This is a genomic window from Shewanella sp. YLB-07 (genome assembly GCF_009377275.1).
In genome coordinates this window covers 426,032-440,908 of record NZ_VOQB01000001.1, presented here as the reverse complement: position 1 = coordinate 440,908, position 14,877 = coordinate 426,032, and the positions used below count along the sequence as shown (strand labels likewise).

The window sequence follows — 14,877 nt, the reverse complement described above, 5'->3', positions numbered from 1 at the left end:
CAGCTGATAACCCACTAGCCAATCCGCCTAGCAAGGTCTTCAACTACATTGAGTGCCTATTCCAGCTGAGCCTTGGTCACATAAGACGCGGGTCCAAATCTTAGTTGGTTGCCGCGACTGTCACACAAAATGCCTCTTTCAGCCAGTTGTTATACCCAGTCGCTCGCTTTGGCAGTGGTTAAAGATAAGAAGCCGGCATTGTTAGCCATAGTATGGGATGGCAGTGCTAGGCAGCCGTTACTGAGTCCCATGGCTTCACCTTGCCATAGTTGTGTTATCTGTTGCTGACTGATTTCCCTAAGCTTGGTGTCCGTGAGGTTCTGAGCTTCGAAGAAATCGAATACTTCTGCCGCGCGGTAATGACTCACAGGATCATAGGTTGAACCCGCAAAGGCACTCTGACCCGGACCAAACCCCACTTTGCCAGGAGCCTGGTCAAGTACATCAAACTCGGCATACCAAGCGGTAATAATAGGGCTGCCTTGATAGTTTTGCGGAATCCGCATCATGCAGTTACCCTCACCTGCTTGGCAGTACTTATAGCCACCAGCAACCACAGATGCCGACGCTAACTGCCACTCATTGAGATTGAAAGGCACCACATTCAGTGCATTCTCCCTCCTGAATATTCTTTACCGCGCTACTCAATTCATATCCCGCCAGCTTGAGCCACAGTTCGCCTGATGGATCACAATAAACAGCATCTCATCATGCTTTGTAGGATATTTTTCAGACGCATACATGACAGAGTCATTCGAAAATAACTTACGAACTATAAGCGCATCATGCTACTCGGAATATCGAAGAACTATATAGATACGTTCGCCCACAAATTGGGAGTTGGTATCTGAGGCTAGAATATCAACCTAAAGTGGCCACCCAGAAAATCTTTAACTAAATTTATTGGCATATTTTGCGCAAGTCATATTCATATTGGTTCAGCAGATCTAATCGTCCAGGATAACTTACCAGCCAGAGAAACACCTCAACTTCAAATGTTGAAACTCCTCTAAAATCTGTCACAGCGCTTGATTTCAATATCCCCAGCATAGGTCAAAACTCGCCTTTTCTTAAGGTGAGATTCAAAAATTTTCGTGTCAACCAAAACTCAGGATCTTGTACATGACGAAACACTTGCAGCCTACTCAGGTTCAAATTATCCACAGAGATTATGAAACGGAAACGTAATATTGTAAGGTGAATCGATGTTAGAGTTTTGAAGTATAAGCATACTGACCAATTGTATTTCCGAGACAATGAAAAGTTTAAACTTTAATTTTTATTGAATTACAATAAGCTACAATATGAATTAATTCCCATGCAGACACTAGGAGATATAATTCATTACACCTAACCTTTTTGTTTCCCAAATGTAATTAACATTGTCAACATACCCCCTAGCCAACTATCATAGTGAATTACACATTTTCGATAAAACCGAAACTAAACACATACCTGAACCCAATAACGATTTAAAAAAAACCATTAAAACCAGAGTCCATCAAATGAAAATATTGTTCTTTCTATTCTTTATATCCACTGCACCTTTGGCACATTATGATGATGCCTACCACCATAGTCGAGAAGACCTGCCGTATAAATCGACATGGATGATTGACATCCCAGAATCAAAATCAATATATGAAATATCTATCCCAGGAACTCATAGATCTGGAAATATCTATGGTGGCCCAATAAATAAAACGCAAACACTATCAATAACACAGCAGTTAAATTCAGGAATCCGTTTTTTGGATATAGAGCTTATACATAAATATGGTTCGTTCGTAGTTCCTGATGGGACGCTATTCCATGAAACTATGTTTGGTGAAATTCTAGATGAGGTTTCTTTGTTTTTGCTGCAGAACCCTTCTGAATTCATATTCATTAATGTGTCAGGATATGACAAACATAAAAATAAACATAACGACAGAAGCTTTAAAGACACATTCAATGACTATGTGAATCGATATTCAAATATAATTTGGAGTAATGATGGGATTATTCAAACAATCGAGAGTGCAAGAGGGAAAATTGTTTTTATTCAAGACTTGCCAAATGTAAAAAATAATAAATTTGGAGTACCCTACTCTTCGTTTGACACTCAAGATTCTAACTTTGTTTCCACAAATTGGAAGCTGTATAGCAAGTGGGAGAAAGTAAAGTCTCAACTCATAAAATCCGACATAGTAAAAAGTAAAACCATGAACTATTTAAATGCTTCAGGGGGGAGCTTTCCCTATTTTGTGGCTAGTGGTCATTCTAGCCCCGGTACTAATAGCCCTAGACTGGCGACTGGCTTAACGACTCCTTGGTGGAAACATTCTTATAAAGACTTCCCAAGGGTTAGTTGCTTCATAGGTTTTTGCACTATCGCTTTTGAAGGAACTAATGTATTAACAACTAATTGGATAGTAAAGCATCAACCTTCCTATACTGGCATTGTTGTTTCTGACTTCCCCGGAGTTAATTTGATTAACGCCGTAATTAACGCTAACTTTTCAACTCCCCCTCCCCCACCATTGGAAGATGCTCAAGTCGATTATATAACAGGAACAATTAATGGTAATGATGTTACATTTAATGTAAAACTCACAGCCCCAACAAGTCGCGAGAGAGTTTTATCTCTAAATTTCTCCAATGAAAATAACAGTGTTATTAATATCGATTTTAGTAGTTTATCTTATGTGAGTTATGATAAAGGACAAACTTGGCCTATAATTTTAGACATTGACAATACCGAAAACCTACTTATACCTGAGGGCATAAATGAAATAACCATAAGAGCATTAACTTTAATTGACAGTAGCATTGATGGAGATAAATTTATAACATTAAATGCTTGGTTAGATGAAATGCAACAAGACAAATCGAGTTATAGTATAGACATTAGTCGCTCTTACTCTGAAAATAGCATCATGATTAGCGATATGCTTACAGACAAACAAGTATTAATTGAAGGGGATTCGAATACTAGTCAAATTATATTTGATCAAGCTACTTACCGTAATACGCCTCTACACATTCAGCTCATCACTAACTCTGCACAAATCTGGAAGGACCTACATGCTGATGTAGAGCTAATTTACATAGATTTGACTAGCACATATCAATACGATATTAACTTAATAAATTTCAAAGTGTTAAACATACCTAAGGATGTAAGTAAGGTTAAAGTAACTTACTATACTTTAGATGATAACATTCCAGAATCTCAAGAAGTTTTTTATTTTTCAGCTTGGATTTCAGGAGATAAAGAAAATTCTTTCACCGCCGAAACAACTATAATAGACAATGACTAATGTAGATACTATAGCTAGTCTTGTTATATCTTTGAAAAGAATAATCTGAGGTGATTATTCTTAACGTTCTACAGGCCTAACATGTAGAGTCTTGGTTATCGATACTTTCTAGGTAACCAAGATTATTGCTAAGAACATAAAATACCTGAACAATAACAGAACTCATCGAGATTTATCAACAAAGCCAACTGACCATTATTTATTTGCTTCCAGCATAAACTCATGACTAAGATCCAGTCCGGAAATGTGTTTCTTTCTCGATGTAACGGTAATGAATTTGGAAATGAGATCTAAACAGATCCCCCTTGCGATAACCAAGATTAAACTAGCTATTAATACATACCTTAAACTATCATTTACAATAATCTAAAATTGGAATCTGATAACCCACTATCACATCAATATTGTGCTTAAGGGAGAGTCACTTTTAAGCGAGCAAAAAACTACACTGTATATATATGGCTTTGTTCTTTCTTCCACACTTTTGCGCATTGAACAATAGCTAGCCAATCCGCTTTGCTAGATCTTCAACCACATTGAGTGCCTGTTCCAGCTGAGCCTTGGTCACATAAGGCGCGGGTCCAAATCTTAGTTGGTTGCCGCGACTGTCACACAAGATGCCTCTTTCAGCCAGTTGTGATACCCAGTCGCTCGCTTTGGCAGTGGTTAAAGATAAGAAGCCTGCATTGTTAGCCATAGTATGGGATGGCAGTGCTAGGCAATCATTACTAAGTCCCATGGCTTCAATACCTTGCCATAGTTGTGTTATCTGTTGCTGACTGATCTCCCTAAGCTTGGTATCTGAAAGGTTCTGTGCTTCGAAGAAATCGAATACTTCTGCCCCGCGGTAATGACTCACAGGATCATAGGTTGAACCCGCAAAGGCACTCTGACCCGGGCCGAAGCCCACTTTGCCAGGAGCCTGGTCAAGTACATCAAACTCGGCAAACCAACCGGTAATAATGGGACTGCCCTGATAGTTATGCGGGATCCGCATCATGCAGTTACCTTCACCTGCTTGGCAGTACTTATAGCCACCAGCGACCACAAATGCCGAGTCTAATTGCCATAAACTGAGATTAAAGGGCACCACATTCAGTGCATGATAGGCATCCACTAAACAGGGAATATTCAAACTGGCAGCGGCTTTGGCGACGACTCCAACATCTTTGAAAATCTCACTGGTACCAAAAAATACCGCAGAAACCATAACAGCATCGGTTTTGTCATCTAGCTTGTCGATGATTCGTTCGGCTAAGCTAGCGCTTGGCTGTACTGGCACCACTTCAATTTCAATATTCAGCGCTTTTAAACGATTCAGCTGCCTACGCAGCGAGTGAAACTCACCATCTGTGGTAACGATTTTTATCGGCCTGTTAGCCGGTCGTTTAAAGCAGCTCAGATCCGACAAGAAGCGTAATAACAGCTCATGAGTAGAGGCGCCTAATGCGATCTGAGCATCGCGCTCACCCAGCAGCCTACGGTAAAAATCTCGTACTCTATCGGCCTTTTCAAAGGCGGCCTGCCACTTATCATCGATATGTTTTGCCGCATCATCGAAGCACTTAAGTAAGCCTTGCTTGGCTACATCCGGCCAGGCTTGATGTGAGTGTCCCGACAATAAAATACGTTCGCTAACCTTAAAATTTTCATAGTGAGGCTGCAGTGATAACGCGATATCCTGAGTCATGCTTTCTTCTCCAAATGCCGGTGCTGTTATTTTTATTGTTAATACAGATTAACAGTGCGTCTCTATCTGTATGAGTCAGTACCTATAGATGAGTTCTAAGCTCAAAAAGCTCTGGGAAGAAGCTGATATCCAGCGCTTTTTTCAAGAAGCCAACACCCGATGAGCCTCCTGTGCCCATCTTATTGCCTATGATCCGCTGCACCGTATACATATGCTTGAAGCGCCACTGCTGAAAACTATCTTCTATATCTATTAATTTTTCTGCTAACTCATAGAGTTGAAAATGTTCATCGGCATTTCTATACACGTTTAACCAAGCATTTAAAACCGAGTCATTGCTCTGATAGGCTTGACTGAAGTCTCTGGTTAGCACGTCTTCATCTATGACTAGGCCATTGTCATGCAATAACTTAATGGTGACATCGTAGAGACTGGGCGCCTCTAGGATCTGTTGCAGCTCCTGATGCACCACTGGGTCGCTTTCGTGAACCTTGAGCAGGGATGCATTTTTATTGCCCAGTAAAAATTCGACTTTACGATATCCATAGGACTGAAAACCGGAAGAATGCCCCAGCGCATCCCGAAATTTAAGATAATCCACCGGCGTCAAGGTCGACAAAATATTCCAGGACTGAGTCAGCTGATTAAGGATCTGCTTCACCCGAGAGATGACCTTGAAAGCATGGCCAAAATCTCCCTCCTGAATATTCTTCACCGCATTAGTGAGTTCATGTCCCGCCAACTTAAGCCATAGCTCACTCGCCTGATGAATAATGATAAACAACATCTCATCATGTTGATTAGATAAAGGCTGCTGCGCCGATAGCACCTGATTTAATTTCAGATAGTCGCCATAGGACATATCATCTTTAAAATCCGTATGGATATCATCTTCCATGGCCCGATAGTTATTGTGGGGACAGCTCATACTCGTAGCTCCAGTTAATCTTATAATTATTGTTATAAAATGATTACAGCCATTATCAAATAGCCATCGTCAGCATTTAAATAGTCAGACAGATTTAAGCATGAACATAAGTTGAAGTCAGGCATGGGGAAATATTAAAAAAAGCTGGCCTGTACGCTTGAGTTAACAGTATGTAAACAGAAGATATCAAGGTAATAGGAAATATAAGCCTTAACCTGATATGAAAACATTTTGCTCCAACTACCAACAAGTTATCTGCAGCAAAATGTCCTAAGTTATCTAGAAGCTTAAACGTACATGCTTCCTTTGAGTACAGTCACGGCTTGACCAATTAATTTGACCCGCTGATTTGGCAAGCACTCAACATCCACAAAACCACCTCGCTCAGAGGCCTGATATCCATTCAACTTAGTTTTCCGTAGCTTATCCCCCCAATACACGGCCAGCGCGCAATGGGCTGATCCGGTCACAGGATCTTCGTTAATACCGACCCAAGGGGCAAAGTAACGGGAGATAAAATCAACATCTTCTGAAGCAGACTTAGCCGTCACCACAACGCCACGTCCCGGTAACTGTTTTAAGCAATCAAAATTAGGCTCGAGGGCGATAAGCGTTTGTTCACTGTCTATCTCAATGAAGTTCTTCGAATCAAAATAGCTATGGGAAACGACTTGGACAGCACTTAATCCCAGAAACACCAACATCTGCTCATCAACAGGAACATCGAAATCTAAGCAAGCAGCAGGGAAGTCCATCTCAATGTGATTGTTCTCAATTTTTACCCGTAAAACACCGGATAGCGTATTGAAAGCGAGTTCATCACCCACACCGAACAGGCCCTTCTCTTTTAGTACATGAACGACTGCCAATGTTCCATGGCCGCAAAGCTTTACTTCCACTTGAGGCGTGAACCACCTTAACCTTAAGTCACTCAAGGATAAGAAGGCGGTTTCAGAGACAGCCATTTCAGCAGCAATCGCGAACATCAGCGCTTCATCCAAGGCATTTTCCGTGATACAAACACCCGCCGGATTGCCTTTAAACACCTCTAATGTAAATGAATCGACTTGAAAAATTTCTAATTCCATTAAACTGCCTTTCAATTGCGCTATATAACAGTCCAACGGCAGACACCTTTGATATCGACTGTGGCCCCCAGGCGTTCATAGAACTTTATCGCCTGATGATTATCTTGTTCCACTTCCCATTTTATTCGTTCAAAGCCTTTAAGTTTGCAGACACTTTTCGCCTTTTTCATCAAGGCCTCACCCACCTTTTGGCCTCTATAAACTTCCCATACAAACACATCATCAATATTCATGTATGATGTCCCCAGCCAGATAGAGTAATTCCATGTATAAGAGGCATAGCCAGCCACTTCGCCATCGACTTCTGCCAACAGAACCCCAAACGCTGGATTTTCATTAAAGCCTGATTTCAACAGTTCATTCTTATCAGTGACAACATACTCCTCTTGATCGTGATGCCTCGCAATAGCGATGATCAAGTCATAAATAGTATCAATATCTTTCTCTTTGGCTTCTCTCACGATTAGCATTATTTATCCTTAATAGGTTAATGGCTCAACCAGTACCATAGCGCCAGCGAGGTTTCTTGTGTGTTCGGTCTCGCTGGAAATGCATTAAAACAAGTCTAAGCCAGGTATGGCGGCGGCTTCTGGGTGAATACAGTGATGTAAGTAAATTGCGAGACCGGCATCCCCCGTCCATAGCGAATATCGACCTTGGCCATATTGTGAGCGGGCAGATTGGCACTGCTCAATAGCGTGCATGGCAAACTTTCTTGCCCTGTCTAGCCAAACAGGATCTCCCCACCTTAGATATAAATATAGAAAGGCATAACCATTACCCGATGTGCCGTGGCAGATATTAGCGCCCTTCACCAGAGGGCCGGCTTGCCATACCAGCTCACCAGTCTGCGCGAGTAATTCGTCGACTTGCTTAGCATGAAGTGAATCGATTTGAGGCGTTCTCGCCATAGCGGTGACAATCCCCGCCGCTCCGTGGCACCATTGCACCAGCAGCTTTTCAATATTAGGTTTACTGCACAGGATCCAGTTGGCTAGCTCCGCTTCTTTTCTCGCCGATCCTTCTCTTTTAGCCGAGATAGTTAGCGTGGTTGCCGTGCGTTCTATGATCAATTCAGTCAAGTCATCCGGGAGCAGATCTACGCCTTGCAAGAGAATATTGGCATTACCTGTGATGCCATGACAGGCACCATAATAGTGCCTTTTAGGGCCGAAGACCTGACTCTCCCAAAGCCACTCTCGGGTTTCAGTGTCTTGTCTCCAATTATCCATGAGTGACTTGGCGCCTTTAACGTATACATTCTTCCAACGAACGTCGCCGGTTTTACGATAAAGAGCCAATGCAGCGTGCATCATGCCACTCTGTCCAGATGTTATCTCATACAGAGGCAGCGCTAACGTTGCTTCCATGCACAGTAGAAGCTTGTCTGATAACGCCAAGTTGTCTGGCTGCGCTAACACCCCAGGCATAATTATGCCTATCTCTCCAAGTTGTAAACCAGGCTCTACTGACACATCAGGGGCTTTCAAGAAGGCTCGATGAACTTCAGGCAGTAAGTGGGACAAGTCAGTAACTTGATAGCCATAGCATTTCAGGATCTGTAGGGCATGAATGCATCCCGCCGCTCCTGCGTATGCTGACCATTTAGGCCCGGAATTAGAATAACTCTCGGCGTCGAGGGGATGCGTCGGCCAACTGGCATTAGGTAAAACCGACTGTTCAATATCATCAATTATGGATGTAATTTCTGACTGCACACGATCTTGTTCCCATAGAGTTTCGGTAAGTAATTCGTGACGAGATGGTTCAAATAACATGTGTGTCCTTTCCATAGACGGGATTAAACAGCAAACTTAATAATGAAGCCGTTATGGCTCATTAATGGGAGTTAAGAAATACTGATATTGACTGATAGTATGCAGAATACTGGGAAATGTCATTGTGCCCGGCACCTTCGATAAGGACCACCTCAGGAGCGCGGTTAACCAATGACTCTATTAGCTTGTCTGTGTGTATTCGACGAACGACCTTATCATCCTCTGCCACTAAAATCAGGGTATCAGAGTAGATACTCCCGGCGCGCTCTACCGAATTGAACTTGTCTTTGAGTAATATGGACATGGGGTAAAATGGAAATTGTTTTTGGGCAATGCTTTGAATGCTGTCAAACGGGGTCACCAAGACTAACTTCTTCAGCGGACGCTCCGATGCGATATAAGTTGCGACACCGCTACCTAAGCTCCGACCGATAACAAATACACTCTCATGGGTCAAGACCAGGCGATCATACAGCGCCAAGGCATCAGACAATAATGCAGCTTCGCTAGGTGAGCCCTCACTGCCACCATAACCTCGATAATTGACCAAATATACCGAATAAGGCGACGACTCTAGTTCTGATAACTCTGGCTCTAATAATGTTGGTTCAAATGCTTGTTCAAATTCCGGTGCTGTAAAAGCAACATTTTCGGCGTTACCACCAAAATAGATAATCGCCTTATCCTGACCCTTGTTTAATACGATACTAGTCGTCGATGCACCATCATTTTCAAATGTCATGTCACCGAACCTGTGCTCTACTGCTCCTGTTGGAAAATAGATAAAGCTACGTTGCATCAGATAGAGCATCACTCCTAATCCAACATAGGTGACGATAACGAGTATCAAAATTCTATTCATATTTTTAATTTCCGCAAGAGAATGACCACCTAGGTATCGGCCCAACTTTCAAACCTGTTTAAGCTCATTTAGCTTGGCTAAACAGGCATTGCAGCCCCTCAAACTTAAACCAGGATTGATGATTAATGGTGAGGTCTATTTTACTTTTTAGCCACTACAAACCTGACATTGCCGCGTTTATCGTGAGTATCAGCACTAAGATTAGCGAGTAATTCATCACAAAATTCGGTGTACTCTTCACCTAAAAGCTCCCTTAGCTTTTTCATTCTGCCAAGCCTTGCTGACCAGGCTGCTATAATGTCTGCTGACGCAGCACCAGAAAAATTAAGTTCAGGATCAGATACATCACTATCGACATGAACGATATCAAATCCTGCCTGTTGCAACATACCTTGCATCTTACCGCCGAAGTCAAAATCATATAAACCAGAGCCATATGACGCAATTTCAAACGCCAGCACTCTGGTGTAATACTTACTTTCTTTGGCCAGATTACCTGAGATAAAGCACGACACATCTAACAAGGCAATCCAGCCTCCTTCGTTTAACACCGAATATAATGACGTTAAATAACTGATTGGATCACTTAAATAAGATAAAGAGTAGCTTGCCCAGATGCCGCTCACCTCGCCAAAGGAGGCAAAGTTGACACTCTGAAAGTCACTCAATACAAAGGTTTCGTTACTGCTTTTTCTGGAATCACAGAAGGTAATAAACTCATCATTTATATCGACCCCAACCACATGTTTAACTTGTCTAGAAAGTATCCGCGAAACACCACCGACCGAACAGCCAAGATCAACAATAGTGTCGCTAGCAGTTAGCGGAATAATCTCAACAAAGCGCGCCCAATCTCTCCACTCCTGCTGTTTTTTATACTCATGAAATAGGCTCAATAGTGACTCCATAGATATTATTGAAACTAAGACTCGGTTTTTTAATTTAGTCACTCATTGTTAATCGATAACGTACCGAGTCTGTTTCAAGATATCAACAGACGACTAGCCTATTAGCTAATTGACTAAAAAAAGCTTATTCGAAGACTGTAAAGCTGTGAAACTAGGCTTTTAGGCGGATAAATTATTAAATTAAAACAAGACTTGCTAAGCTAATTTTAAAAGCCTATTTCTAACGAGATTTACAATGGTGCGTCTGATTTAATTGCATATCCACCAAGGGAATGTTTAAGATATTTCCATTATCCGCAGTGATCTCGGCCATGAGTTTATCGTGATATTTTTGTGGAACTGATCGAGTGGGTGGGTGCTCCCTAATGTGCATTAATGACTTAGTCCTTGTTAACCAAATCATGAAAATGGTATTTCAGCCATTAAACCTATTAAGTTATTATCTGGATCTCGTAAGAAACCGATCCATAGATCATGATCTTCCATCTTGGCGGCCATTTGAGGCTCTCTCTCAAACTCAACACCTTTATCTTTTAGTTGCTCAGTTGAAGCATGAATATCATTGACTTTGTAATAGATCACTGAGGTCTTATGATCTTCCTCTTTTCCTTGAAGAGTCGTCAACATTAGCCGAGTTCCCCCACAATTAAAAAACGCTAATCCTGGAGGTACTTCGAACAATAGTTCTAATCCGAGGGTTTCACGATAAAATTGCACCGACTTATCTAAATCAGTACTAGCTATGGCAATCTGACCAATTTTCTCAACTTCGATACTGGCACTCATACTCTCGAATCTTCCAAGTTAGCGAACCTAAACATGGATACCAAAGTTACAATAGTTTCAACCTGCCTACAACTTACTGGGTTATAAATGGCCAAGTCGAAACGAGCTTCAGGTTAATGGTAAGCCCTCAATGAGCAGTGAAAAACAATATTGATGATTAACACATCCAGTGAGGATAGAGACAACAAAATCACAATGAATTGAACATTCAATTGTAAATTTTCTTGATATTAGCTTGGTGGTCTTTTACCTTCCAAGTCAAACGTCTGAAAATATTATATATTGTCATTCGGTTATTTTAATTCTAATCAAATGCACCACTAACCAACTTTAAGTAATATTATGCAACAAAGCATGAGTTACACTCACTACCAAGGATGGCAGTACATTATCCCTTTATATAGGGAGTAGTAACGCCTTACATTATTATGCAAAAAAAAACCTTACCTCGTTCTATCATCGCCAGCGTCATATTTTCTGCAGGTTTATTATCTTTACCAACTCATGCGAATCAAGGGCCAGATAGGTTAATTACAGCTGAATCTCTCCAAGTTACGGAAAATAGTAACCCCATTATTACCGACACTTATAGAAGCTCCTTCCTTCTAAATAAAGGCCAAAGAAAGGTGCTTTGGAATACGTTTAAACGACCTGTAGATTATGATCGATTAGCCGCTTTCGTTGCTATTTCTTATGGAGATTTATTGAGTGTGTCATGTAAAATATCTCTATTTAATGGTAACAATACACGGCCTTTTAAGGTTATTGATTGTCGCCGCAGTCAGCAATGGAATCCAACTACCCCTAATGTGCCGGTTTTCAACACCTCATTAAGAGCTAAAATTGAGCTTTACAATGCTGATTTCACCAAACCCAGTAAGCGAGTTTCGCTTATATTGACGCCTAATTTTGCCAATCAAAATGACATTGATCAGGACGGATTGCCGGCTTGGTTTGAAAGATTCCATAACCTATCTGATAATGATGCTGTAGATGCTGCATCCGATATAGATCAAGACAGTTATACCGCACTTGAAGAATATCTTGGTGGTTCAAACCCATTAGATACTAACAGTGTCCCAGTCAATCCTTAGGCTCCACTTCGTTATGTAAGAGGCACTTCATTCTGTCTGATTGACAGTGAAGTTAACTATATAGATATACAAAAATCACATTAAAAACAGGGTTCGCAGGAACCCTGTTTCAAAAATTAAAGATTCACCCTTTTCACTTTTATCTTCTTTTACCAAATATAACCAGACAGCCATTCTTATTCTAAGGTCGATGCCAATCACTGCCAGATAAATTTAACGATGTATCAATCCGCCCACTTATGCTTAGTCGGGGGGATCTTCATCAGTCAATCCTGAGTATCTTACTTGTTTCTTGAACAAAATCTTACAAAGCTACTGGTTCAGCGCTAGATAGACCTCACTCGGTTGTACGCTCATTTCGTTCATACCAGCTGTAGCTCGGCCGGTTTCAGTACGTTGGTTTGTAACAACATTCATGTCTCAATGGTAATTGACGCCATATTCGTTCTATTATGATGCTTTTAATATTTACCCCTTGGTAACGGAGTAAGCATGGAGTGGTTCTTGAATGTTGAAGCGCCTTTGATAAACTAAACTGAGAGCATTGTTGTAAATCTAGGTTACTTCATGATCGTGCGTATAAATACTCTATTCTTACTCATTATTCTCTCAAGTGCATTACATGCAGAAGTTGTGGTTACCTACCCTAAGGCGCGATCAGCACAAGATGTTCGTAGTAATGACCTTATTGAACTACTCACACTTTCTCTTGAGGTTACTAAGGAAACACATGGTGCTTATAAGCTGCAAGCTTCAGGCGATTTTATGAATGAAAAACGCCAGCGTGTTGAATTGAGTAAAGGTGAAAGATTAAACATTATGTGGTCCTCTACTTCTACAGCGCTAGAGGAAAGTTTATTGCCTATTCGTATTCCACTGCGTAAGGGGTTGCTCGGTTATCGAATATCCTTAATCAATAAAAACAATCAGGACAACATTGATCGGGTAAAAACACTGAATGACTTAAGAGGGCTTACCATAGGTCAGGGGCATGGCTGGGGAGATTCGGCCATTTATGAATCTAACGGCATCAAGGTGAAAGAGGCTGACTACGACTCTCTGTTTAAGATGGTGGTACAAAATCGCTTTGATCTTTTCCCCAGGGGTATTAATGAGGTCTTTGATGAGTATCGAGAGCGGGCAGTTAAAGCGCCTAGTTTAGCTATTGAAGAGAATCTACTAATTGTCTACCTGTGGCCCTATTATTTCTTTACCAACAAAAAAGACTGGGTATTGGCTGATCGCATAGAAACAGGTCTAAAAAAAATAATTTCTGACGGTACTTTTGATAAAGTTTTTTTGCGCCATCATAGTGTCTCGATTAAGAAAGCAAACATGAGTAAGCGCAGGGTTTTACGGATTCAAAATGTTTTTTTGCCAGAAACGGTACCCGTGGATGATAAATCCCTGTGGTTCGACCCGTTTAAAGAGTTTTAATTAAATTAGCCGACTCTTCACTCATAGAGCCTCGCTTGTCGGCTCTGACTATTCGCCCAGTATCATCAACAAGTTGCAGATAATCTTTAGTATTGAACATGAGTCCTTTAGGCATTGTTTTATGCTCGTTGCCGACAAAGGGCAATAGCGTGATGTTGGCATAACTAATCCCCCTCAACGGCCCTCACTTAAGCTTAGTAAAAGTGATCTTCATCTGACAATCTTGGGTGATGGGTAGAGCCTGACTCCACTTAATTAACATGTTTAAACGAAAAAAGGGATATCTCAGATATCCCTTTTTCATGTCTACTCACCCTATACAGGGATGTGATTAGAACTGGTAATGCATACCTAACGCGAAGTTAGAAATATCGGTATCGACATTTTGAAAGCTGTTAGAATACTCTGAGTCCAACTCACCGGTCACAACATCATAGCCAAGACGAATGTTCAGATTCTCAGTCACAGAGGCATTAACCCCCACGCCATAGGCCCAGCCGAAGCCAGTAAAATCTTCATTTCTTGAGTTATCGGGCCTTGAAACAACGGCCATAGAAGCAATACCGACTTTACCATATACTGCAAATGTATCATTAATCTGGTAGGTGAATTTAGGGGTCAATGCGAAAGTACCGGCACCGATGTCTTCATTACTGTCACCCAGATCGCCTGAGACGAACAAGTTCGCTTCTAAACCAAACCACTCGTTAAAGTTATAACCGCCGTATGCCCCCAAGCCTACACCAGTTTCACTACCTTTAGCCTTTATTTTAAGTTGACCTAAACTGCCACCGACATAGAAGCCGGTGTTATCGTTGGCTGCCGCCACATGACTCGATGCAAAAATAGTTAATAATGATGCTGCCACAATAGAAAGTTTGTTCACAAAACACCCCAAAATAATTACAGATGTAACACCTGTTTCGTTAGTGCGCGCAGACTAATGCAACTCAACCTAGAACGCTAATGAATTCAACGGGAATCTAAGGCGTGTTCAGCAAGCA

14 protein-coding genes are annotated in these 14,877 nt (G+C 41.3%); 3 read left to right on the top strand and 11 right to left on the bottom strand.

Annotated elements, in window-relative coordinates:
* Positions 1-149: 149 nt before the first annotated feature.
* Positions 150-602 (bottom strand): hypothetical protein, encoded by a 453-nt coding sequence (locus FS373_RS01750; RefSeq protein WP_144047378.1) that lies wholly within the window; start codon positions 600-602, stop codon positions 150-152.
* A gap of 903 nt (positions 603-1,505) precedes the next feature.
* Here FS373_RS01750 and FS373_RS31390 point away from each other — a divergent pair.
* Positions 1,506-3,302, top strand: coding sequence for a phosphatidylinositol-specific phospholipase C domain-containing protein (locus tag FS373_RS31390; protein ID WP_194165807.1), 1,797 nt, complete (start codon positions 1,506-1,508; stop codon positions 3,300-3,302).
* A 502-nt stretch (positions 3,303-3,804) separates the two neighbouring features.
* Here FS373_RS31390 and FS373_RS01740 read toward each other — a convergent pair.
* The 8 genes from FS373_RS01740 to FS373_RS01705 all read right to left on the bottom strand — a co-directional run bounded on the left by FS373_RS01740 (position 3,805) and on the right by FS373_RS01705 (position 11,342).
* Complete coding sequence (locus tag FS373_RS01740; RefSeq protein WP_152828919.1) at positions 3,805-4,992, bottom strand: kynureninase; 1,188 nt, start codon at positions 4,990-4,992, stop codon at positions 3,805-3,807.
* Between the two features lie 82 nt (positions 4,993-5,074).
* On the bottom strand, positions 5,075-5,920 hold the full coding sequence (kynA, locus tag FS373_RS01735) for a tryptophan 2,3-dioxygenase (RefSeq protein WP_144047380.1): 846 nt from the start codon (positions 5,918-5,920) through the stop codon (positions 5,075-5,077).
* Between the two features lie 287 nt (positions 5,921-6,207).
* Positions 6,208-7,008 carry a PhzF family phenazine biosynthesis protein gene (locus FS373_RS01730; RefSeq protein ID WP_152828918.1) on the bottom strand — a complete coding sequence of 267 codons (801 nt, stop codon included), beginning with the start codon at positions 7,006-7,008 and terminating at the stop codon, positions 6,208-6,210.
* A 20-nt stretch (positions 7,009-7,028) separates the two neighbouring features.
* On the bottom strand, positions 7,029-7,478 hold the full coding sequence (locus FS373_RS01725; protein ID WP_152828917.1) for a GNAT family N-acetyltransferase: 450 nt from the start codon (positions 7,476-7,478) through the stop codon (positions 7,029-7,031).
* 84 nt (positions 7,479-7,562) lie between these two features.
* Positions 7,563-8,786, bottom strand: coding sequence for a lanthionine synthetase C family protein (locus tag FS373_RS01720; protein ID WP_194165806.1), 1,224 nt, complete (start codon positions 8,784-8,786; stop codon positions 7,563-7,565).
* Positions 8,787-8,847: 61 nt separating this feature from the next.
* The gene (locus FS373_RS01715; RefSeq protein WP_227992505.1) at positions 8,848-9,648 is read right to left on the bottom strand and encodes an alpha/beta hydrolase; all 801 of its coding nucleotides are present in this window, start codon (positions 9,646-9,648) and stop codon (positions 8,848-8,850) included.
* A 140-nt stretch (positions 9,649-9,788) separates the two neighbouring features.
* Positions 9,789-10,556, bottom strand: a complete 768-nt coding sequence (locus tag FS373_RS01710; RefSeq protein ID WP_227992543.1) for a class I SAM-dependent methyltransferase — start codon at positions 10,554-10,556, stop codon at positions 9,789-9,791.
* Between the two features lie 399 nt (positions 10,557-10,955).
* Positions 10,956-11,342: a VOC family protein gene (locus FS373_RS01705; RefSeq protein ID WP_144047385.1), complete on the bottom strand. Its 387-nt coding sequence runs from the start codon at positions 11,340-11,342 to the stop codon at positions 10,956-10,958.
* A gap of 428 nt (positions 11,343-11,770) precedes the next feature.
* On the opposite strand from FS373_RS01705, the gene FS373_RS01700 reads away from it, so the two are divergent.
* Positions 11,771-12,436, top strand: coding sequence for a hypothetical protein (locus FS373_RS01700; RefSeq protein WP_144047386.1), 666 nt, complete (start codon positions 11,771-11,773; stop codon positions 12,434-12,436).
* Between the two features lie 567 nt (positions 12,437-13,003).
* Positions 13,004-13,873 (top strand): amino acid ABC transporter substrate-binding protein, encoded by an 870-nt coding sequence (locus FS373_RS01695; protein WP_144047387.1) that lies wholly within the window; start codon positions 13,004-13,006, stop codon positions 13,871-13,873.
* Here FS373_RS01695 and FS373_RS01690 read toward each other — a convergent pair.
* Together FS373_RS01690 and FS373_RS01685 are read right to left on the bottom strand one after the other, a co-directional pair.
* Positions 13,860-14,051 carry a hypothetical protein gene (locus tag FS373_RS01690; protein ID WP_144047388.1) on the bottom strand — a complete coding sequence of 64 codons (192 nt, stop codon included), beginning with the start codon at positions 14,049-14,051 and terminating at the stop codon, positions 13,860-13,862. The two genes, FS373_RS01695 and FS373_RS01690, sit on opposite strands and share 14 nt — an antisense overlap.
* Before the next feature lie 153 nt (positions 14,052-14,204).
* Positions 14,205-14,759 carry a porin family protein gene (locus FS373_RS01685; RefSeq protein WP_144047389.1) on the bottom strand — a complete coding sequence of 185 codons (555 nt, stop codon included), beginning with the start codon at positions 14,757-14,759 and terminating at the stop codon, positions 14,205-14,207.
* Positions 14,760-14,877: the final 118 nt, after the last annotated feature.

What these genes read in the sequence shown, in the direction of transcription:
- FS373_RS31390 (WP_194165807.1), top strand. Translation starts at nt 1,506, where the DNA reads ATGAAAATATTGTTCTTTCTATTCTTTATATCCACTGCACCTTTGGCA.
- FS373_RS01740 (WP_152828919.1), bottom strand. Translation starts at nt 4,992, where the DNA reads ATGACTCAGGATATCGCGTTATCACTGCAGCCTCACTATGAAAATTTT.
- kynA (WP_144047380.1), bottom strand. Translation starts at nt 5,920, where the DNA reads ATGAGCTGTCCCCACAATAACTATCGGGCCATGGAAGATGATATCCAT.
- FS373_RS01730 (WP_152828918.1), bottom strand. Translation starts at nt 7,008, where the DNA reads ATGGAATTAGAAATTTTTCAAGTCGATTCATTTACATTAGAGGTGTTT.
- FS373_RS01725 (WP_152828917.1), bottom strand. Translation starts at nt 7,478, where the DNA reads ATGCTAATCGTGAGAGAAGCCAAAGAGAAAGATATTGATACTATTTAT.
- FS373_RS01720 (WP_194165806.1), bottom strand. Translation starts at nt 8,786, where the DNA reads ATGTTATTTGAACCATCTCGTCACGAATTACTTACCGAAACTCTATGG.
- FS373_RS01715 (WP_227992505.1), bottom strand. Translation starts at nt 9,648, where the DNA reads ATGAATAGAATTTTGATACTCGTTATCGTCACCTATGTTGGATTAGGA.
- FS373_RS01710 (WP_227992543.1), bottom strand. Translation starts at nt 10,556, where the DNA reads ATGGAGTCACTATTGAGCCTATTTCATGAGTATAAAAAACAGCAGGAG.
- FS373_RS01705 (WP_144047385.1), bottom strand. Translation starts at nt 11,342, where the DNA reads ATGAGTGCCAGTATCGAAGTTGAGAAAATTGGTCAGATTGCCATAGCT.
- FS373_RS01700 (WP_144047386.1), top strand. Translation starts at nt 11,771, where the DNA reads ATGCAAAAAAAAACCTTACCTCGTTCTATCATCGCCAGCGTCATATTT.
- FS373_RS01695 (WP_144047387.1), top strand. Translation starts at nt 13,004, where the DNA reads ATGATCGTGCGTATAAATACTCTATTCTTACTCATTATTCTCTCAAGT.